A 20,856-nucleotide genomic window follows, 5' to 3' on the forward strand; every position below is an offset into this window, starting at 1 on the left:
TTAGTCCCACCAAACGTCGAACAGTTCAGTAACGGTGACATTTTCCAGATTACGCGCTTCAAGCCACTGGCGAACCTGTTCACGCTGTTCGTCAGTACATTTACCGGTTTTTTGCAAACAAATCAGGCCTTCCCATTGCAGATAACCGCTACCGTCAAACGCCAACCCGTTCGGCTCAATGACCTCATTAATTAACGCATCAACCCCGGCGTCAATATCATCAGTACTGGTACCTTGTGGGAAGCTCCAACTAACGGAAAACCCCAACTCCTGGAACTCATCAATATGCATTTTTTTACGCAAACGACGACTACGTTGTGTGGCCATTATTTCACCCTCTCAAACATTAGATCCCAAACGCCATGCCCCAAACGCTGGCCGCGTTGTTCAAACTTCGTTAATGGACGCGATTCCGGACGCGGCACGTAATCGTGATTTTCCGACAGGTTTTTGAACCCTTGCACGCTATTCATTACTTCCAGCATATGCTCTGCATAGGCTTGCCAGTCGGTCGCCATATGGAACACACCGCCCAACTTCAGCTTACTTAGCACCAGCTCAACAAACGGTAACTGAACAATGCGGCGTTTATTATGGCGCGCTTTATGCCACGGATCGGGGAAGAACAACTGCACCATACGCAGAGAGTTATCCGGGATCATATTTTCCAGCACTTCAACCGCATCGTGACACATGACGCGCAGGTTACTCACGCCGGCCTCTTCCGCCGCGCTGAGACACGCGCCCACGCCTGGCGCATGCACTTCAATCCCCAAAAAGTTTTGATGCGGATTACCGCTAGCCATCGCTACCAGCGAAGCGCCCATACCAAAACCAATCTCTAACACCACAGGCCCATCGCGACCAAATAGCGTGGCTAAATCGAGCGGCATGGGCTGGTATTCCACGCCCATAACCGGCCACAGGGTATCCAGCGCCGCCTGTTGGCCCTTAGTCAACCGACCCTGCCGACGCACAAAACTGCGGATACGGCGCAGCGGGCGGCCATTTTCATCGAACTCAGGGGTAATGACGTCGTTTATCATGTCTCTGCCTGCCTGTGTGCATATTCAGCAAAACGGGCATTATGCAAAGTTATCGCCTGGAAGCAAGCCTTTGCAAAGTTCCGGTTTACACCATTCCGCGACTGTGCTGGAATTCCTGCCTGAGTGTAGAGTAATCACGGAAAATTTCCTTCAAATGATGCAAGCGCAACAGTTCGCGCAACAGGTGCTGGACTGGTATCAGCGCTTCGGACGCAAAACCCTGCCCTGGCAGCAGGAAAAAACGCCCTATAAAGTCTGGCTTTCCGAAGTCATGCTTCAACAAACTCAAGTGGCTACCGTCATCCCCTATTTTGAGCGGTTTATGGCACGTTTCCCCACGGTGGCGGATTTAGCCGCCGCGCCGCTGGATGAAGTGCTTCATTTGTGGACCGGTCTTGGCTACTACGCGCGGGCGCGCAACCTGCATAAAGCGGCGAAAACCGTGGTCGATAAACACCAAGGCATCTTCCCGGAAAACTTTGACGATGTGGCCGCATTGCCCGGCGTTGGCCGTTCAACCGCCGGCGCGATTCTTTCCCTCTCTCTTGGTCAGCACTTTCCCATTCTGGACGGTAACGTGAAACGTGTGTTGGCGCGCTGCTATGCTATTGGCGGCTGGCCGGGCAAGAAAGAGGTTGAAAAACAACTCTGGCAACGCAGCGAAGAGGTAACGCCTGCGGTTGGCGTTAGCCAATTTAATCAGGCGATGATGGATTTAGGCGCGCTGGTCTGTACGCGTTCGAAGCCAAAATGCGAAATTTGCCCGCTCAGCGTCGGATGCGTTGCCCATGCTCACGGCAGCCAAGCGCTCTATCCGGGCAAAAAACCCAAACAAACTTTGCCGGAACGCACTGGCTGGCTGCTACTGATGCAGCGCGGTGACGGCGTCTGGCTGGAACAACGTCCGCCGGTAGGGTTATGGGGCGGTCTATTTTGTTTCCCGCAATTTGTCACCGAGGCAGAATTGCGCCACTGGTTGCAGGCGCGCGGCATTGATGCCACCGCGCTCCACCAGATGACCGCCTTTCGTCATACTTTTAGCCATTTCCATCTGGATATTGTACCAATGTGGCTGGAGCTGCCTTCCGGCGGCGCGGCAATGGATGATGGCGCGGGTCTCTGGTATAACTTAGCGCAACCACCGTCAGTGGGGTTGGCCGCGCCGGTAGAGCGTTTACTGCGTGAATTACGCCAGCCGCGCCAAATGACGCTGCATACCCGCGAGATTGAAGAGGAAGAGTAATGAGTCGTACTATTTTCTGTACATTTCTACAACGCGAGGCTGAAGGCCAGGACTTTCAGCTATATCCCGGCGAACTGGGCAAACGTATCTATAACGAAATCTCGAAAGAAGCCTGGCAACAGTGGATGTCGAAGCAGACCATGCTGATTAATGAGAAAAAACTCAGCATGATGAACCCGGACGACCGCAAACAATTAGAGCAGGAAATGGTTAAGTTCCTGTTTGAAGGACACGATGTCCATATCGAAGGCTACACCCCGCCAGAGGAATAACGCGTTGGGCCTCTCTTGAGGCCCCCATTTGGGACCAGGCACAAACGACGATGAAAAAACTTATTGCCTTGCTAGTGATAGCACCGCTGTTGGTTTCTTGCTCAAGTAATAAAAAGCAGCCATTTCATGAAGAGTGGGTCAAGGATACCAACGGGTTTGACATTTTAATGGGCCAATTTGCCCATAACATCGAAAATATCTGGGGGATCAATGAAGTTCTGATCGCCGGCCCGAAGGACTATGTAAAATATAGCGATCAATACTATACCCGTAGCCACATCAACTTCGATGCCGGTACCATTACCATCGAAACCATCTCCGGTACCGATCCGATGGCGAGCCTGCGCCAGGCGATTATTACCACGCTGTTGATCGGCGATGATCCGGGTAATGTCGATCTTTATTCCGACGCTAATGACATTCAGATCAGTAAAGAACCGTTACTATATGGTCAGGTGCTGGATAACACCGGCCAACCGATCCGCTGGCAGGGGCGCGCGGCGAACTTTGCTGATTACCTGATTCAGAACAAGCTACAACGCCGCGCCTCTGGCTTACACGTCATCTGGTCGGTAACCATTCCAATGGTGCCAAACCATCTGGATAAACGCGCCCATAAATATCTGCCGCTGGTACGTAAAGCGTCAGAAAAATATGGCGTTGATCAGTCATTAATCCTGGCGATTATGCAGATCGAATCGAGCTTTAACCCTTATGCGGTCAGTAATTCAGATGCGCTTGGTCTGATGCAGGTGGTGCAACATACCGCAGGCGTCGACGTGTTTAGAATGAAAGGCAAATGGGGCAAGCCAAGCCGTAGCTATCTGTTCGATCCGGAAAACAATATTGATACCGGCACCGCTTATCTATCGCTTCTGCAGGGGAGTTATCTCGCCGGTATCACTAACCCAACCTCGCGTCGCTATGCGGTGATCACCGCCTATAACGGCGGTGCGGGCAGCGTGTTACGGGTGTTCTCCAGCGATAAGAATAAAGCCTTCTCGCTGATTAACGCCATGTCGACCGATCAGGTCTACGATACGCTGATCAACCAGCACCCTTCTGCAGAGTCGCGTCGTTACCTGTACAAAGTGAGTAACGCGCAACGCAGCTACCATCGTTATTGAGTCATAGCCAAAGAAAAACGGCGAGCCGAAGCTCGCCGTTTTGGTCTTTCCCTGGGTTAGCAAAAATATTAACGCTGAATAGTTTTGAATTGTTTCGTGGTCGCGGTTAACGCAACTTCGGTCGGCAAACGCTCCATTGAACTGGCGCCGTAAAACCCATCGCACTGCGGGCAGTGGTTCAATATGTACTGAGCATCTGCCGGGGAAGAGATCGGGCCGCCGTGGCACAAAACAATCACCTCTTCGCGTACCGCTTTCGCCGCCTGCGCCCATTGATTGATCAACGGGACGCAATCTTCCAGCTTCAGCGCGGTTTCCGCACCAATCTGACCGCCAGTGGTTAACCCCATATGCGGTACGATAATATCCGCTCCGGCTTCGGTCATCGCCACCGCGTCTTCGGCGCTGAACACGTAAGGCGTGGTCAGCAGATCTTTTTGATGCGCCAAACGGATCATCTCGACTTCCAGAGCGTATCCCATGCCGGTTTCTTCCAGATTGGCGCGAAAGTTCCCATCAATCAGGCCGACGGTCGGGAAATTTTGCACGCCGGAGAAGCCCAGCGCTTTCAGGTCATCAAGGAATTTATCGAAATTGCAGAACGGATCGGTGCCGTTGACACCAGCCAGCACCGGCGTTTTCTTCACCACCGGCAGCACCTCTTTCGCCATATCCACCACAATGTCATTGGCGTTGCCGTAAGCCAGTAACCCGGCCAGCGAACCGCGCCCCGCCATGCGGTAACGACCGGAGTTATAAATCACAATCAAATCAATCCCGCCCGCTTCTTCGCAACGGGCGGAAAGCCCGGTTCCTGCGCCACCGCCGATAATCGGCTCACGGCGAGCAATCATGTCGCGAAAGCGCGTTAATAACGCCTGTCGACTATACGCTGGCATTAGCATTCTCCCTGGTGTTGGTATCAATACCGCGAAAAGCGGCAACCGCTGCTGCGGCAAATAAAGGATCGTTGATATTAAAAGGGAGGCGAATGATTTTACGTTGCGCGGTTTGCAGCAACTCGGCCTCCAGTGTGGTAATAAATGCCTGGTTAGCCTCTGGTGACCAGAAGGGGTTGCCCGGCGCATCCAGCGCGGAAAAGCCGCCTTCCGGGATGAGAAAACGCACTTCCCCGGTGCACTGATTAAGTTTGGCGGCAATCCATTTCGCCATCGCGACATTCTCTGCCGGCGTGGTACGCATTAGCGTGACCTGCGCGTTGTGGTGATAAAACAGCCGGTCGGCATAGTGCGCCGGTACGGTGGAAGGATGACCAAAGTTCACCATATCCAACGCGCCACAGGAGATCACCGCCGGAATCCCGGCACGCGCAATCGCCTCAAAACGATCTTCCGCGCAAGCTAATACGCCGCCCGCCAGCAAGTCACACACTTCGGTGGTGGTGAGATCCAACACGCCAGACAACATGCCGCTTTCAGCCAGCTTCTCCATCGCCTTACCGCCGCTACCGGTGGCGTGAAATACCAGGCAATCATATTCATTTTCCAGCGCCTGGCTGACCGCCTGGATACACGGCGTCGTAACGCCAAACATCGTTAGCCCGAGCGCCGGTTTATCCGCCGCATTGTCCGGCACGGAGAACAATACCGCCCCGGCAATCTGGTGCGCCGCGTTGCCGAGCACCCGACGCGAGATGCGGTTAAGCCCGGCAACATCAGTCACGGAATAGAGCATGCTAATATCACTGGCGCCGATGTAACCGGAAATATCCCCGGAAGCCATGGTGGAAACCATCAATTTTGGCACGCCAACCGGTAACGCCTGCATGGCTGGCGTGATTAATGCAGTACCGCCCGAACCGCCCAGCCCGATAATGCCGACGATATCGTCACACTGACTGAGAAAATGCGTAAACGCCTGCGCCATGGCATCAATGGATTTCCCGCGATCGCCACAAAAAACCGCTGAGGCACCAGCCGGATGAAACCCGGCGACCTGTTCACGCGAAACATCCGCCGACGAAGCGCCATTGAGAGGTTGGGTTGAGAGGTCAACCGTTTTAACCGGCACCCCGGCGGCCATGATTAAATCACGCACATAAAACAGTTCTCTTCCTTTAGTATCTTCCGTTGCAACTGCGTAGATGTAGCCGGTGTTCTCTTTCATTTCTGTTACTCAATCCTGTTATTATTGACAATAAAGACTTGATAAAACTGAAATAAAAACCAAACTTTCCATGGCGAGAGTAATAATTCTTTTATTTGAGACAACAGTATCACCTGGCTTATTGATAAATCAAGCAAATGATACCGCCGTCTCATTGTGTTTTTATTTCGCCGTCAAACGGCGGCCCGGCGGCGACATTTGTTATAGTAAAGAACATGCGCTCATCAACGCGCGCACCGACGAAAATGCGATGAGGTCATTGTGGTTCAAAGGGATACCTTGCAAAACATGTCATTAACATCGACTCGCGCACGCACGCGCCAGCTACTGATTGAAACCGCGATGCAAATGTTTGATAGCGGCGCTTTTCCTTCCATCACCGAAGTGGCACATGCCGCACAATTATCACGCGCCACCGCTTATCGCTATTTCCCGACGCAAAGTGCGTTGGTATCGGCGGTGGTGGCTGAAACGCTCAGCCCAATGCGTCACTTTCAGCCCACCCGCCAAGAGGCCACCGAGCGTATTGATGAGTTATTAACCTTCGCCTTTCCCAAAATGTTGCAACATGAAGGTACTTTACGAGCGGCGCTGCATCTCTCACTGACCCAATGGGCGCAGTCACAGTCGGAGGAGACGGTGTTAGTCAAAGAGAAGCTGGTACGCGGTAATCGAAAAAACTTGCTGCAAACCGTGGCAGAACCGCTGGTAGATGAACTGCCGCCTGAGCTTTTTCAGCGGGTGATCCATGCGCTTTCCGTGGTCTATGGCTCGGAGATTTTTCTGGTGATGAAAGATATTTGGGGCTGCGACAACCAGACGCTACAAGATGTCGCTAAATGGATGGCGAAAGCGATAGTGCGCCAGGCGCGCGAAGATGCGCAAAAGCCGCCTGTTGCCGGATAAACGGCGCAGCGGCATCGCCGCGCCGTAGGCTTGTCTTCAGACTTCAGAACCTATCCGCTTTCACCATATGGCCGTACAACCGCTTCACGCCAGCCGCATCGGTCTCGGTATAGACGCCCTGTAATTCAGGGGAGAAGCCGGGCAGTAGATTAATGCCCTCTTCCAGCGCCAGAAAATAACGCTGTACCGCCCCGCCCCACACTTCGCCTGGCACCACACATAGCACGCCGGGCGGATAAGGTAGCGCGCCCTCAGCGGCTATCCGTCCTTCCGCTTTAGCAATCGGCACCAGTTCGGTTTCGCCGCGAATATAAGCGGCGTGCGCATCCTGCGGATTCATTACCATTTTGGGCAGGCTCTGTTGGCGGAACATCGCTTTTTGCAGATCTTTTACGCCATAACTCACGTAGAGATCGTGCATTTCCTGGCACAGACGACGCAATGTGTACCCGTGATAGCGCTGCGCGTTTTTCCGATACACCGTTGGCAACACTTCGCTCAAGAGCGCATCCTGCTTAATATGCTGTTCAAACTGCGCCAGCATCGCCACCAGATGCGCCATTTTCTCTGCGCTTTCCGCAGGCGTGAGGAGAAACAGAATCGAATTCAGATCGCACTTTTCCGGCACCACGCCATTTTCACGCAGGTAGTTTGCCAGTATCGTCGCCGGAATCCCGAAAGCGGCGTATTGACCGCTGGCGGCATCAATGCCCGGCGTGGTCAACAACAGCTTGCAGGGGTCAATCAGGTACTGCCCCTGGGCATAACCATCAAAACCATGCCAACGGGCGCCGGGCGCAAAGCTAAAATAACGCGCATCACGCGCGATGGCCTCGGTTGGCGCATCTTGCCAGGGCTTACCGTCAACGGTATCCGGCAGGAAAGGCTGAATCATTTCGCAGCGCGCTAAAATCGCTTTCCGCGCTTCAATGCCCAGCGTAACGCAGTCATGCCATAAACGGCGGCCCGCGTCTCCCTGATGCATTTTGGCATTCACATCTAACGCGGCAAATAGCGGATAAAACGGGCTGGTCGATGCATGGAGCATAAAGGCGTTGTTCAAGCGTTTATGCGGACAAAAACGCTGCTGACCACGGATGTGATTATCCTTTTTATGGATTTGCGAGGTCTGCGAAAAACCGGCCTGTTGTTTATGCACTGACTGCGTAACAAAAATCCCCGGATCGTTTTCATTCAAATCCAGTAATAATGGCGAACCGGCCGCCATCACCGGAATAAATTGTTCGTAGCCGACCCACGCGGAATCAAACAGGATGTAATCGCAAAGATGCCCAATGCGATCAATCACCTGGCGAGCGTTATACACCGTGCCATCATAGGTGCCGAGCTGAATCACCGCCAGCCGGAACGGACGCGCTTCATCCGCGCGTTGCGGCGCGACCTGTTTAATTTGCTGCCGCAGATAACGTTCATCAAAGCAGTGCGCATCAATACCGCCAATAAAACCAAAAGGATTGCGCGCGGTTTCCAGATAAACCGGCGTAGCGCCAGCCTGAATCAGCGCGCCATGATGGTTAGATTTATGGTTATTACGGTCAAACAGCACCAGATCGCCGCGCGTTAGTAACGCGTTGGTCACCACTTTATTGGCGGCTGAGGTGCCGTTAAGCACGAAATAGGTTTTATCGGCATTAAAGACTTTCGCAGCAAATTTTTGCGCGTGTTTGGCCGACCCTTCATGAATCAGCAAATCACCTAATTTGACATCGGCATTGCACATATCGGAGCGGAAAATATTCTCGCCGTAGAACTCATAAAAGCGTCGACCCGCCGGATGCCGTTTAAAGAACGCGCCGCCCTGATGCCCCGGACAGGCAAAAGTGCTGTTATTCATCGCCACATATTTAGTGAGAGTATCAAAGAACGGCGGCAGCAAATCGGCCTCATACTGTGCGGCGGCACTCTCCAGGCGGACAGCATCCTGTTCGTCGCCATACAGCAAACCGGTGACCTCCGGCAAAGCCGTTGCCTCGTCATCACTCGCCAGCGCGATAAAAACCGGCAGCGCAAAACCGGTATGCCGCAATAGCGCCAACATGCCGCTACGCGAATCGGCCAGCGAGACGACAACCGCCGCGACATCGGTAAAATCAGTATTATCCAGCGTCACAATATCGCGTGTGGTCTGGAGCGTCGGCGCCACCGCAGCGCTGGCGGCAATTTTTAATGGTGTCATAACACAAATCCCCAACGGTCAAGGATGAGTGGGTGCCAAAGGCACGGCAATGGGAAGAGCGTTCCCGGCGAAACGTGTCAGAAAAGGGCGTAGCAGAGTAGGTTCCAGCTTCGACCGATAGACATCAGTAAAATCAGATAAGCTCTGTTTTTACTCATGCCCAACAGTAAGCTTCAGATAGCCTCACCGCATGGTGAGAAGAGGTAACGAAAAGGTGTAACCGATAAGCGTTCGCGCGCGCAGCGACATCGGAAGATGGCGGGTAACAGTGCTCGTTTTCAGCATTGAACCGTTCATGGCGGCGACCTTAATGGAATGGGATGACGCCAGGCGTCGAAAGTGGCGCAATAATGTCACTTTTTTTTCGCCGAGACAACCGCAAAAAGTGAATTAATCACCAAATGCCACCAAGAAGCAACCTATTGATTTATAGTATTTTTTATCATCTGGTAAAATTAAAAACGTTTTATTATCCGAAAGTTATGCAAAGTTATGCACTTACCATAAAAACTTATCAAAATATTGCTGGATCGGTAGCGGACGGATAAACCGTCCGCCAGCAAAGGAGCAGAATGGCAAGTCTATCCGGCCACCAGCACGCTCACGCCCGCTGGCAGAGATTTCACCAGCGACATATTTTCAGCCTTGCTGGTGACGACGTAATTAATATTTTCCCAGCCGGAAACTAAAGTGGTGGCATGACTATTTATTTTATGCCCGTCCGCCAGCACCACGGTATAATTACTGTTCGCCATCATTTTCCGCGCCACCGCCGCTTCATTAATATCCTGATCCATAATACCAATATCCGCATGTACCGCACCGGCGCCAATTACCGCGTAATCAGCAAAAAAGCGCCCTATATTATCCAGTGCGATGGCCCCCACGCATTCAAATTTAGAGTTAATAAATTCACCACCAATCAGAATGACTTTAATCGAGGCATTTTCATGAAAAACACTGGCAATCAGCGGGGAGTTAACAATAACGGTTAAATCATTAATTGCCACCAACTGGCGCGCGAACTCAAGCGTGGTGGTGCCAAAGTCAATAAACAGTGAATCACCGGGTTTGAACAGTGTAGCGGCGCGGATGGCGATAGCTTTTTTCTCATCGGCTGCCAGCTTAGCACGCTGATTAAACTCCATCTCAAAACCAAATTGGCTACTTATCGCCCCGCCGTGGACTTTTTTAATCAAACGTTGTTCTTCAAGTTTATTGAGATCGCGGCGAATGGTTTCTTGCGAAACCTGGAATAATTCCGCCAGTTCATTCACGAAGACTTGTCCATTATCTTTCAATTTATCCAGAATGATTGTTCTTCGTTCTGAAGAGTTCGCCACTTCTGTGCTCATATGATGGTCCTGACCCTAATTTATTGCGCCGAAAATCGCCCGTTGGGAAATATCCTGCATCTTTACCAGCCTGTCAATCTTACCGGCCAGCCCGTTACGCGCTCTGAGCGCCCTGCTCCTCATCGCCAGTCATGGTCACATTATGCTGCATAACAAAAAAGTATGATGTCGGTCACACCTAAATATCATACTGTGTCTTTTATGTTGCTTTATCGTGTTTTATTTGTGATAAACCACACACTAACCACAATAACACCACACACCAGAGTGAGGCTGACATGCTGAACCAGCGCTATGCGGCAATTGACCAGGGCACCACCGGCACGCGCGTAGTGGTCTTTTCTGAAGACGGAAAACACCATTCGCCAGCCAGCCTTTCCCACAAGCAGATTACCCCAAACCCGGGTTGGGTTGAGCATGACCCAATGGAGATACTGCGTAATATCCGCAGTTGTCTGGGTAGTTGTAACGTGGTGGATGCGATTGGTCTTGCCCATCAGGGCGAAAGCATCGTGGCATGGGATGCTCGTAGCGGCCTGCCCCTGTATAACGCCATCATCTGGCAGGATCAGCGTACAGAAAGCGTTATTCGCGGCCTGAAACAAGACGGCGTTGAAGAGATGGTGAAAGCGCGCAGCGGCTTGCCGCTGGACACCTATTTTTCTGCCAGCAAATTGGGTTGGGTAATGCGTAACGTCCCCGGCGCCGAGCAACTTTCGCGGCAAGGTCGCCTACGCCTCGGTACCATGGATGCCTTTTTCCTGTTCCACCTCTGCGGCGAGCACGTTACCGACTATAACTCGGCGTCCAGAACCTCGCTGTTTAACATCCACACCTTAGAGTGGGATGAAGAGTTGTGTCGTCTGTTCGGCGTCCCGATTAATGCGTTACCCCAGGTTAAAGATAACGTGGGTCACTTCGGCGATGTCGAGCTAAACAGCAATAAGATGCCGCTTACCGCCTGTATCGTTGACCAATTCGCCGGAACATACGGCCATGGCTGCCTGCAAGCGGGGCAGATGAAGATCACCTTCGGCACTGGCGCTTTTTTGCAATCCATTGCCGGTCATACGGTGCCGGACGCCGCCGATTCAGGGTTACTTCCAACGCTGTGCTGGAAAATGCCCGGAGAGCAACCGGTCTACGGGCTAGATGGCGGGGTATATAACGCCGCCTCGGCGATTAATTGGGCGCGTAAAATTGGCCTGTTTACCGATCTCGAAGAGTTCAGCGACTTTCCCGACCAGCCAGCGATAGCGCGCGGGTTAGCCTTTGTCCCGGCGCTTTCCGGGTTAGGTTGCCCCTACTGGGACCGTTCCGCCGCGGGCTTATGGGCCGGTTTGTCACTGGAAACCGAACGTAAAGACATGCTGCAATCAATCCTGGAAGGGATCGCCATTCGTTCCGCCGAAGTGATTGCGGCGATGGAGAAAATTAGCCCAGTGGGGGATGCCATTTCCGTCGATGGCGGTCTTTCGTCAAACACCTATTTTCGGCAGTTTTTAGCCAACCTGATTAAAAAACGGGTGGTGGTGCCGGATAACCGCGAAATGACGGCGCAAGGCGTTGCCCTGCTGGCGCGTAAAGGCCTGGGGATTGAACGGCCATTGAAACTCAATGCCCATCATGAAACTACGCACCCCACCGCGAGCGATCTGTCGCCTTTTTACACCAAATATCAGGATATTATCGCGCGCTCCCGTAATCTGCGCGATCAATAAGCGCGCCAATTAACCGGTAGAAACCTTTCTGCCTGACTAAACGTGAGTATTGTATGAGAAAGATTTTTCTTGCCTGCCCTTATAGCCATGCCGACCAGGAAGTGGTGAACGCACGCTTTGTAGCCTGTAATGAAGTTGCCGCCACGATTATTGAATCCGGTAACCTTGTTTTTAGCCAGGTCACGATGTCGCACCCAATTAACCTGGCGTTTACCCACACCGAAAAGAGCCAGGTCGGTAAACGCTGGGCGCCAGTCGACGCGGTATTTATGGCGGCGATGGAGGAGTTAATTATTGTTGATCTGCCTGGATGGGATCAAAGCGCCGGGATTCAGCGCGAAATTGAGTTTTTTAAAGCCCGCAATCAGCGGGTGAGCTTATGGTCAGACGTTAAAGACGAATTTCCGCTACAGGCGTAATATTCGCTGGGGGCCAGTTTTTGTTGACCACTTCAGACTGAAGACAACGAAAAGTAAAGGGGCATTACGCCCCTCTGGTATTAGGCTTGTTTCTTCTCGTTCCACGCATCAGAGTGAAGAATGTTACCGTCTTTATACAGATGGGTGATTTTCTCATAGCTCAAGGAAACCTCTTCCATGTGCCCTGTACCGGTTACGTTTCGGGTATCGTGCATCAGTGGACTATGACTAACACGCCCATGAACATCACAAGATCCCATAATCTGGGAACCGCCATCATCATTTAAGATTAGGTGAACAGGTACCGCCATTTCTTTAGCTCCTTGCGTTAGTCGTATAACCATTTCCCGGCTTTAGCTGAATCGATCAGCATACCGATAGTGAAATCTGGAACGGGGATCGGGGAAAATTTCTTGAACGGATTCCATGAAAAAGGCTCGTCAGGGTAGTATGTTTCAATCTTAAAGTGGCCCCGTTCAACCCGGAACGCTTTGAAGAATTCATCCATCAAATCTTCGGCTTCGCCAACATCCAACTGCATATCAGTATCAAAGTCAGTTTCCAGTGTTAGCCGCTTTTGCTTTTTGTCGTTATTAAACAAATAAACACCGTTATAGCGCCTTGCCAACGCAAATACACGTTGCTCAATGTCATCTACCATAATTTATCGTTACCCCGTGCTACGCGGTTATAGTCACGTATAGCGCAGTAGGTGATCTGTGAGCCGTATTGAAAATAAACACCATGAAAAAGAGTTCAGAGGCGGTAAGATTCGATTTTCCCGCATAGAAGTATGTTCCGTTTAGTTCTTCTACTGTATCCATCAGTAACTCTGTAATCTCTAATGTAATCTCTAATGATTTGCTCGCTTATCGTACACCTTGAGTAATCAGATAGGGGGAAAAATATTTCGGGGAAATTCTGGTTTTAGATGGTAGGGGCCAAACCAGCCCCCACCGCTCTCACCCTTCAAAACTAATCCGCAATGCGCCCGGCGTCATGACTTCCGTTAGATCAACATGCTTCAGCAAAATACGCCGTTCGGGCATACAGTGATGGCGGCGGCGATAGAGCACCTTGTCGCCATTACGTACCACGATATAGCCGTTACCCGGATGCTCGACGCGCAGATTAAATGTCACGTCGTCTAGCGCGCCTGCGCGGCGGATGACGCTGGGAGCGGAGATACGAAAAATATCATCATGCTGTACCGGAATGAGCGAACCCGCTTCCTGCGTCTCATGCAAAACGTCAGCAATATAGCGCCCAACACGCCTCCCTTCCTGGTAACACTGATCGCCCATATCCGCCGGATGCGTCATATTGCCGACCGCAAAATAATGCGGATCGGAACAGCAGCCGTGCTGATCGAACAGCGGACGCCCGGTTGAGCTATCACTCGCTAAATGGCTTTTACGGATCAAGGTATATTCCCCGGTAAATTTACCGGTAAAAATGACGCTATCACAGCGCAGAGTCTTCACTTCACCGGCTTGATTGGTTATCTCAATTCCCTGTACCCGTTCACCTCCCTGTATCGCACTCAGGTGATGACCGAGATAAACCGGTACTCGCAGCAGTTTGGCAAACCACAAGCTTGGCCGCCATGCGGTCGGGCGCGGATTATCATCCACCATCGCCACCGGTCGAATTCCGGCGTTACGCAGCGTCCATAGCGCTGAGAAGCTCACCAGTTCGGTTCCTACAATGACTGGTTGCTCGCCCGGTCTCAAGCCGCGTAGATAAACAAATTGCTGCAAGGCGCCTGCGGTTAACACCCCCTGTGGCCTGACTCCGCTGACCAAACGCGCATGACGCGGCGTTTCACGCACGCCGGTGGCCAATACCACTTTACGCGCCTGCAAGGTTTCCATACCGTTATCAGAAGTTATCTCAATCACGCCGCCGGGTTTCAGCGCGGTCACCGTAGTGTTGGTACGAACCGGATATGCAACGCGTTTAACCAACTTTTCGGCCCACACATGCCCACTCATTGGGCGATGAAATGTTTGCAGGCCAAAAGTGGGATGACGGCAATGTCTCGGCACGCCGCCGGCCTGATTTTCACGCTCCAGCAGCAGAACATCTTTAATGCCCGCTTCATTTAATGCATGAGCGACCGCCAGCCCTGAGGGCCCGGCGCCAATAATAATCACCTCATAAATTCTGCTCATGTTACCTTCCCGGTGACCAGCGTGTTCTCAAAGCGGCCATTGATAATTTCAGCCACGTTGTTACTACAAAAAAAGCCATTACAGCGCCCCATCATGACGCGCGTTCTGCGCCGCAGGCCGCCAATACACTCGGGCGGAACGGCGGAATCAAACGCCGCCTCAATCTCACGCCGGGTCACCAACTCACAGTGGCAGACAATGCCGCCGTTACCGGCACAGGTATAGTCGCGCGCGGAATATTCAGAAAGCATCGGCATCTGCGGCCATGTCAACTCAGCGGGCGGCGCAAGCGCAAACAGCGCCGGGAAGCGCTCGCGATACAGCGTTTCAAGGTGTGCCGCGATCCCTAACGCCGCAGTTAGGCCGGTCGAGCGGATACCGCCCACCGTGATCCATTGGTTTTCGGGATAATCGAAAATGCGATACGCTTTTTTCTCGGTGGCGGGGCGCAGCCCGGCATAGGTGGCGGTAACGCTGTAATCGGTTAGAGCCGGTAAAATACGCTGTCCCTTTTCCACCAACTGGTGCAATACCGTTTCATTCACTTCCGCCTTATCGCGCTCTGGCTGCTCCTCAGCGGTTGGGCCTAATAATAAATTGCCAAAGATGGTTTTTGATAACAGCACGCCTTTGGTGGTCGGCGTTGGTACCGGCAGAATAATCGCCTCAATTTTCTCAGCCGCCGGTTTGTCGAATACCAGAAATTGCCCTTTACGCGGTTTGATCTGAAACTCAGGGTGGCGCCACAACCCATCAATCAGATCGCCATAATTACCCGCACAGTTAATTACCAGTTTGGCGCGATACTCGCCGTCCGAAGTGCTTAACCGCCAGCCATCGTCGACGAAAGTCGCCGCCTGTACTTCACAGTTAAAACGGTATTGGCCGCCATGTTTCACCGCCTGCGTCATATAAGCCAGCGGTGCGCTCCAGGGATCAATCACGCTTTCCCCCGGTACCCACACCCCGCCTAGCGCGCCGGATGCGAGGTTTTTCTCACGCTGATAAACCTCTGACGCATTAATTTGCCGTACATCCGTCACGCCATTTTGGTGCGCCTGGTGAACAATCGCGGGTAACTCAGCCAGTTGCTCCTCGTTCCACGCCACCACGATGGCGCCGGTTTTTAGTAACGGCAGATTCATTTTGGTGTGGATATCCACATACTCGCGGTAACCGGCCTGCATACAATCCAACTCAAGGCTATCGGGCGGCGCATCAAAGCCGGTATGTAAAATCGCGCTATTGGCCTTACTGGCGCCGGAAAGAATATCGCCGCCCTTCTCCAATAATAACGTGCGCGCGCCCATGAGCGTGAAGCGGCGAAAGGCGGCGCAGCCCACCACGCCACCGCCAATGATAATCACATCAACATTGTTGCTCTGCTGTGCCATAAGGATTTACTCACGTTCGGAAGATGCGATAATAACAACATAAAGCCACACTAAAAACAACTAACAACAACACAAAAACCACACAAACAAAACACAATTTGTTTATCTCGCTAACAAAAAAACCGGGTGTGCAAAGCACACCCGGTTTTCCTCACCTCACCCGCGATTTATCAGGCGCCGGGCGCTCGGCGGTAAAATCTCATAGGGAGCAATATAGCCATCGGGGTCAAGACACCAGCCTTGCTGTTGTACCGCGTCCACAATCGCTTTATCCCACACCACCCGCTTACGACCGTCACCACGGGTGGTCACCGTCACTTCACACGCTTCATCCAGCGCGCGATAGCGGCGCCAACTGTTTTCCGGTATGGAGACAACGGAACGCGGCGGTGCGGTTATCGTCACCTCTTCGCCTGCGCGATTGAAAGTGATCTCCAGCGTGCCGCTAAACACCATCAATACCTGAACTTGCTCGCAGCAGTGTGCGCCAACCTGTCCGTCCGCCGGGATTTTTAACCACTCGACCGAAAAGCCATGTGGACGCACGATACGCGGATGCATATCACGATCCTGGCTGATGCCATAACCAATTACTGGCGCCAGTTGTGCGCCGTGTCCCGGCAACACCGCATCGAGGAGCGCGCGTGATGACCAGGCGCGTTGCTCGCCAGTGACGGCAAACTCTGCCATTTGCTGCGGCGAATACTCTTTTAGTTCAGCAATATACTCTGCCGACAGCGGCGGCATCAGATCCGCTTCTTGCGGGATCGCATCGCCGTTATGGGTATCAATCAGCATATTATCGCGGCTGAGATACATACCATATTCTGCCGACGCCTCCAGCACCGAAGGGTGCCAAATAATGCCGCCGGTGTTATCGCCGCCCAACACGGTAAATACCCAGCCGTCGGTTTCCTGCGCGGAAACGTTGGTAAAGCCGCGGAAGATCCAGGTTGGGATAGTTAAAATGGCGGGCGCGCTAAATTCCGCTTCATGCTCGCCCTGCGCGCCCCAACGGAACCGCCAGCTCCCTTCATGGATCAGGAACACTTCAGCGGTAAAGTGCAAATGGAGGTTATTCGTCACGCCTTTCGGCATCGCGGCGGCGCCAATATTAAAGCCGTGCGGCTGTGGGATATTAACCACCTGGCTTGAGGATTGCGTCACGCCAGGTCCAATAAAGGAGTAGTTCTGTTTTAAATCGGAACCGGGCAGACGGCAGTCAATAAACGCCACGCTGCATGACACCATATCATCCGGGGTGACCAGCCGCCGACGCGCTTCTTGTTGGGTCAGGATGTTATCAGTCATAAAACCTCCATTAGTAACCTGAGCCGGAACGGGCCGGGAGTGCCTCACCGCGTGCGTGCGCCACCGCCTCTCGTCCAGCCTGTATCAGTTGCATCACGTCGTTAGCGGGCGTGACAAAATGAAACCCCTGTGCAATACGCTCCGCCGCCGCGCGGCCAGAAGTACAAAAGATTCCGGCGATTTTCCCCGCCGCGCGCGTCTGTGTCAGGACCCGCTCTACTGCCGCCAACATCTGTGGATGTTGCGATTCCGCCGCCGCGCTGCCGGTTAACACCAGCGAAAGATCATTTGGCCCGATGAAAATGCCATCCAGACCGTCAACCGCAATAATCTCTTCGAGGTTTTCTAAACCTTCCTGCGTTTCGATCATCGCCAGGGTAAGAATCTGTTGATTAGCATGCTGCGGATAATCTTTTCCGCCATATAACAAACCGCGCGCCGGGCCAAATGAACGGTTGCCGAGCGGAGGATAACGACAAGCGGCGACAAAGCGCCGGGCTTGTTCGGCGTTCGAGATCATCGGGCAGATAATGCCGTACGCACCGGCATCTAACAGGCGCATGATCTGTGCCGGATCGTTGTGCGGAACGCGCGCCAGCGGGATCGCCGGTGTGGAAGAGAGCGCCTGTAACATGGTCAGCGCGTCGCTGAAACCAATCATGCCGTGTTGCAGATCAACGGTCACTGCGTCATATCCCTGATGACCGACAATTTCTGCGCTATAGCCGGAGGGGATCGCCAGCCAGCCATTGATAATCGGTTTATCGTGGTGCTTTAGCGGGTTAAGTCGCATCTTTGAGCCTCATTAATCCAGTGTTGTAGGGCCGCCGCCGTCAATTCAGGTTCTTCAAGCGGCACAAAATGACCGCAGGCGGGAAAGGTAAGCCAGCGCGCGTCGGGCGCGGCCTGCGCCACCGCCTGGTGGTGCCAGGGCGTACAAATGGGGTCTTCCGCGCCATTCAGTAACGTTATCGGCACGCGCAACTGCCCGAGCGCCGAACGCTGGTCGTGGCGATGCATGGCGATGTCGGTCTGTTCAGCAAACACCGCCAACCCACAGCGTTCCGCCATCGCGGTAATCGTCTGGCACAGCGCAACGTCATCTAGCCGATGCGCCGCGACATAACGCGGCCAGAGCGCCTCGGTAAGGTAAGCGGTCAACCCTACGCTTCGCGCCTCTGCTAACGCACGCCGACGCGGCGCTATATTTTCTGGCGAGTCGACCAACGGGTTCACCGAAATCAACGCCAGTCCGGCCAGCCGCTGCGGCGCAGTCGCCATGATATGTAACGCGACAATCGCGCCGAGAGAAAAGCCGGCCAGTAAAAAACGGGGTGGCAAGGTTTCCAGCAGCACATCGGCCATGCTTTGTGCGGAATGCGCGCCCTGTAACGGAATGCAGCGAATATCGCTCACGGTTAATTTATCGCTTACCGCTTGCCACAAAGCGGCATCGCATAGCGTGCCGCCCAGCAGGATCAGCGGTAAGCCCTCAGAGTCAGGCAACTTCATGTTGCACAGCCTGTGGTTCGCGACGTGCTTCAACCATCCGCATCACATGGCTCACCAATACCACCGACAGGATGGAGATCAGGCCGATCACCATAAAACCCTGAGTCATCGCGAAGTAATATTTGATATAGCCCACCAGCACCGGGCCGAAGAAAATACCGGCAGAGTAGATGCTTTGGTACAACCCGACGCGTGTCGATTGCTGCCAAGGTGGCGTGTGCGTCACAATCAGCGAATTAAGCACGGTAGAGATCATGCCGAACGAGGCGCCCGCTAATGCCTGTAAGCCATACAGTACCCAAATATTGGGCGACCACGGCATCGCAATGGCCACTACGCCCTGCAAAATACCGCCGACCACCGCCGTTTTCCCAAGACCGAAACGGCGGTAAAACACCGGGGCGCACAGCGCCGTGGCTAAGGCATAAAAACCGAGATGGATGCTACTCAACGCCGCCAACGAACTGGCCGCCATGCCAAACCCTTCGGCCAGTAAGGGGGTTAAAGTATCGCGGGTCGCGAAGGGCACCATCATTACCACCGCACACAGGCCGCCGAGATACCATGCCGAACGGTCAGTAAGCTGTAGACGAACCGCAGAGACTCGCTCCTCCTCTTTTACTCGCGCCGGACGCCGTTCGCGAATAAAAAAGGTCAGGACCAATGCCAGGGTCGCGGAGCTGGAAGCGACCAGGAAACTGGATTGCGGGCCAAAATGACGCGCCATAAATCCGGCCAGCGTGATACCGATAAATGTCCCTACCGGCGAGGTGACGCTCAGTAATGCGATAGCGGCAGCGGCTTCCAGCGGCGGGAAAAAGGCGACAAACATTACGTTATAAATCACCCAGGTCGCACTGGTGACGCCATCGGCTAGCTTGGCAATAAACAGCGTTTCCGGCGTCGGGTGCATAAACACTACCGGCCAGGCGAAAATGGTGAATAACAGGCCAATCTGGATGATGCGCTTACGGTTATGAAAGCGGTCAGAAAGGATGCCGGTCGGAAACCGCAGCAGCATTGACGCCAGCCCGGTAGCGCCAATGATCACGCCCATTGAGCGCGCTTCAACATTTAATGAAGTGATATAAGGCGCCAGAAACGGGTCGAAAGCATGGATGCTAACGAAGAACAGCAGGCTGATAATAAAAAACAGCAGCACATCACGACGCAGTAAATGTACGTTCATCGTTTTCTCCAGGTTTAGGTTGCAGTCCAGCCGCCATCCACCAGCAGCGAAGTGCCGGTAATCAATGCGGCAGCGGGTGAAGCGAGAAACACCACCGGCCCCATAATGTCTTCCGGCTCGCCCAGGCGGCCGAGTTTGATGCTACGCATCACATGCTGATGGAAAGCCGGGTCGGCCAGCGAATCACGCGAGAGTTCGGTACGTATAAAGGTGGGGCAAACGGTGTTCACACGAATGCCATCGGTCCCCAGTTCGGTCGCCATGGCGCGGGTTAATCCTTCAAGCGCAAACTTCGAAGCGCAATACACGCTGCGTAGTTCGCCGCCGACATGCCCCATCTGCGATGAAATATGGATAATCGACCCACCGCGCCCGGTCTCGCGCATTCCCCGGGCAATGTATTGGGAAACAAAAAACGTTGCGCGCAGGTTTACCGCCATCACCGCATCATAATTTTCCGGCGTCACCTCAACAAAAGGCTGATGGCGGGCCAGGCCAGCGCTATTAACCAAAATGTCTTGTGCGGGCAGCGTGGAGAGAACCTCCTCGGCTACCGACGTAGCGGTAATATCCAGCACCAGCGAATGGAGGGTCAGCCCCGCCCCGGCGGCATCCGTGACGGCGTTCTGTAATTGTGCCGCATCGCGGGCGGCGATGGTCACCTCGGCGCCCGCCTCGGCCAACGCCAGCGCGGCGGCGAAACCAATACCGCGCGAGCCGCCAGTGACTAGCGCTTTTTTGCCGTCCAGCCGAAAGGTGGGGGTGGAGGGCAACGTTCGCTGCCGGTTATCTGCAAAATGAGCCATGATCGTTTTACCTGCAACAGCGGATGACGGAGAGGTGTATTGGGCGGCTTACCGCCC

General features: G+C 53.4%; 20 protein-coding genes and 2 pseudogenes. 6 read left to right on the forward strand and 16 right to left on the reverse strand.

The genetic code is table 11. The features are described from left to right. Together PMPD1_RS18555 and trmB are read right to left on the reverse strand one after the other, a co-directional pair. Window positions 1–327: a YggL family protein gene (locus tag PMPD1_RS18555; RefSeq protein WP_173635434.1), complete on the reverse strand. Its 327-nt coding sequence runs from the start codon at window positions 325–327 to the stop codon at window positions 1–3. Then, window positions 327–1,046 carry a tRNA (guanosine(46)-N7)-methyltransferase TrmB gene (gene trmB, locus PMPD1_RS18560; RefSeq protein ID WP_173635435.1) on the reverse strand — a complete coding sequence of 240 codons (720 nt, stop codon included), beginning with the start codon at window positions 1,044–1,046 and terminating at the stop codon, window positions 327–329. The genes PMPD1_RS18555 and trmB overlap by 1 nt, the downstream gene beginning before the upstream one ends. Window positions 1,047–1,200: 154 nt before the next feature. Between trmB and mutY the strand changes: the two genes are divergently transcribed. Genes mutY through mltC form a run of 3 tightly spaced genes read left to right on the forward strand, consistent with a single transcriptional unit; the run spans window position 1,201 to window position 3,688 of the window. After that, window positions 1,201–2,289: an A/G-specific adenine glycosylase gene (gene mutY / locus PMPD1_RS18565; RefSeq protein ID WP_173635436.1), complete on the forward strand. Its 1,089-nt coding sequence runs from the start codon at window positions 1,201–1,203 to the stop codon at window positions 2,287–2,289. Further along, the gene (locus tag PMPD1_RS18570) at window positions 2,289–2,561 is read left to right on the forward strand and encodes an oxidative damage protection protein (protein WP_173635437.1); all 273 of its coding nucleotides are present in this window, start codon (window positions 2,289–2,291) and stop codon (window positions 2,559–2,561) included. Before mutY ends, PMPD1_RS18570 begins: the two co-directional genes overlap by 1 nt. Window positions 2,562–2,611: 50 nt before the next feature. Beyond that, window positions 2,612–3,688 (forward strand): membrane-bound lytic murein transglycosylase MltC, encoded by a 1,077-nt coding sequence (gene mltC / locus PMPD1_RS18575; protein ID WP_173635438.1) that lies wholly within the window; start codon window positions 2,612–2,614, stop codon window positions 3,686–3,688. A 68-nt stretch (window positions 3,689–3,756) separates the two neighbouring features. Here mltC and PMPD1_RS18580 read toward each other — a convergent pair whose 3' ends face one another. Then, window positions 3,757–4,587, reverse strand: coding sequence for a phosphoenolpyruvate hydrolase family protein (locus tag PMPD1_RS18580; RefSeq protein ID WP_173635439.1), 831 nt, complete (start codon window positions 4,585–4,587; stop codon window positions 3,757–3,759). Beyond that, complete coding sequence (locus PMPD1_RS18585) at window positions 4,574–5,815, reverse strand: Tm-1-like ATP-binding domain-containing protein (protein ID WP_173635440.1); 1,242 nt, start codon at window positions 5,813–5,815, stop codon at window positions 4,574–4,576. Before PMPD1_RS18585 ends, PMPD1_RS18580 begins: the two co-directional genes overlap by 14 nt. 288 nt (window positions 5,816–6,103) lie before the next feature. Between PMPD1_RS18585 and PMPD1_RS18590 the strand changes: the two genes are divergently transcribed. Next, window positions 6,104–6,721, forward strand: a complete 618-nt coding sequence (locus PMPD1_RS18590; protein ID WP_173635441.1) for a TetR/AcrR family transcriptional regulator — start codon at window positions 6,104–6,106, stop codon at window positions 6,719–6,721. Between the two features lie 43 nt (window positions 6,722–6,764). Here the strand turns inward: PMPD1_RS18590 and PMPD1_RS18595 are convergent, their stop codons facing one another. Beyond that, on the reverse strand, window positions 6,765–8,918 hold the full coding sequence (locus tag PMPD1_RS18595) for an ornithine decarboxylase (protein WP_173635442.1): 2,154 nt from the start codon (window positions 8,916–8,918) through the stop codon (window positions 6,765–6,767). Between the two features lie 581 nt (window positions 8,919–9,499). Continuing rightward, on the reverse strand, window positions 9,500–10,273 hold the full coding sequence (locus PMPD1_RS18600) for a DeoR/GlpR family DNA-binding transcription regulator (protein ID WP_173635443.1): 774 nt from the start codon (window positions 10,271–10,273) through the stop codon (window positions 9,500–9,502). Between the two features lie 278 nt (window positions 10,274–10,551). Here PMPD1_RS18600 and PMPD1_RS18605 point away from each other — a divergent pair, with 278 nt between their 5' ends. Both PMPD1_RS18605 and PMPD1_RS18610 read left to right on the forward strand, forming a co-directional pair. Beyond that, a complete protein-coding gene (locus PMPD1_RS18605; RefSeq protein ID WP_173635444.1) occupies window positions 10,552–11,994 on the forward strand; it encodes a glycerol kinase in 1,443 nt (480 codons plus the stop codon). A gap of 53 nt (window positions 11,995–12,047) precedes the next feature. Next, a complete protein-coding gene (locus PMPD1_RS18610) occupies window positions 12,048–12,413 on the forward strand; it encodes a DUF1937 family protein (protein ID WP_173635445.1) in 366 nt (121 codons plus the stop codon). 80 nt (window positions 12,414–12,493) lie between these two features. On the opposite strand, the pseudogene PMPD1_RS18615 reads toward PMPD1_RS18610, so the two are convergent. The 10 genes and pseudogenes from PMPD1_RS18615 to PMPD1_RS18655 all read right to left on the reverse strand — a co-directional run. Continuing rightward, window positions 12,494–12,646: pseudogene (locus tag PMPD1_RS18615) on the reverse strand (type VI secretion system tube protein Hcp); the annotation flags it as partial. 95 nt (window positions 12,647–12,741) lie between these two features. Continuing rightward, entirely contained in the window at window positions 12,742–13,074 is a 333-nt protein-coding gene (locus tag PMPD1_RS18620) for a DUF1493 family protein (protein WP_173635447.1), read from the reverse strand. A 61-nt stretch (window positions 13,075–13,135) separates the two neighbouring features. Beyond that, window positions 13,136–13,237: pseudogene (locus tag PMPD1_RS22805) on the reverse strand (STM2901 family protein); the annotation flags it as partial. A gap of 138 nt (window positions 13,238–13,375) precedes the next feature. Beyond that, entirely contained in the window at window positions 13,376–14,587 is a 1,212-nt protein-coding gene (locus tag PMPD1_RS18625) for an NAD(P)/FAD-dependent oxidoreductase (protein ID WP_173635448.1), read from the reverse strand. Beyond that, window positions 14,584–15,981, reverse strand: coding sequence for an NAD(P)/FAD-dependent oxidoreductase (locus PMPD1_RS18630; protein WP_173635449.1), 1,398 nt, complete (start codon window positions 15,979–15,981; stop codon window positions 14,584–14,586). The genes PMPD1_RS18625 and PMPD1_RS18630 overlap by 4 nt, the downstream gene beginning before the upstream one ends. A gap of 156 nt (window positions 15,982–16,137) precedes the next feature. Further along, on the reverse strand, window positions 16,138–17,292 hold the full coding sequence (locus PMPD1_RS18635) for a cupin domain-containing protein (RefSeq protein ID WP_173635450.1): 1,155 nt from the start codon (window positions 17,290–17,292) through the stop codon (window positions 16,138–16,140). A 10-nt stretch (window positions 17,293–17,302) separates the two neighbouring features. After that, entirely contained in the window at window positions 17,303–18,085 is a 783-nt protein-coding gene (locus tag PMPD1_RS18640; protein ID WP_173635451.1) for an HpcH/HpaI aldolase family protein, read from the reverse strand. Then, window positions 18,067–18,804, reverse strand: coding sequence for an alpha/beta fold hydrolase (locus PMPD1_RS18645; RefSeq protein ID WP_173635452.1), 738 nt, complete (start codon window positions 18,802–18,804; stop codon window positions 18,067–18,069). Before PMPD1_RS18645 ends, PMPD1_RS18640 begins: the two co-directional genes overlap by 19 nt. Next, complete coding sequence (locus PMPD1_RS18650; RefSeq protein WP_173635453.1) at window positions 18,791–19,993, reverse strand: MFS transporter; 1,203 nt, start codon at window positions 19,991–19,993, stop codon at window positions 18,791–18,793. The genes PMPD1_RS18645 and PMPD1_RS18650 overlap by 14 nt, the downstream gene beginning before the upstream one ends. A gap of 14 nt (window positions 19,994–20,007) precedes the next feature. Next, the gene (locus PMPD1_RS18655; protein WP_173635454.1) at window positions 20,008–20,799 is read right to left on the reverse strand and encodes an SDR family NAD(P)-dependent oxidoreductase; all 792 of its coding nucleotides are present in this window, start codon (window positions 20,797–20,799) and stop codon (window positions 20,008–20,010) included. Between the last annotated feature and the right edge of the window lie 57 nt (window positions 20,800–20,856).

This window comes from Paramixta manurensis (genome assembly GCF_013285385.1).
In the GTDB taxonomy this organism is placed as follows: domain Bacteria; phylum Pseudomonadota; class Gammaproteobacteria; order Enterobacterales; family Enterobacteriaceae; genus Paramixta; species Paramixta manurensis.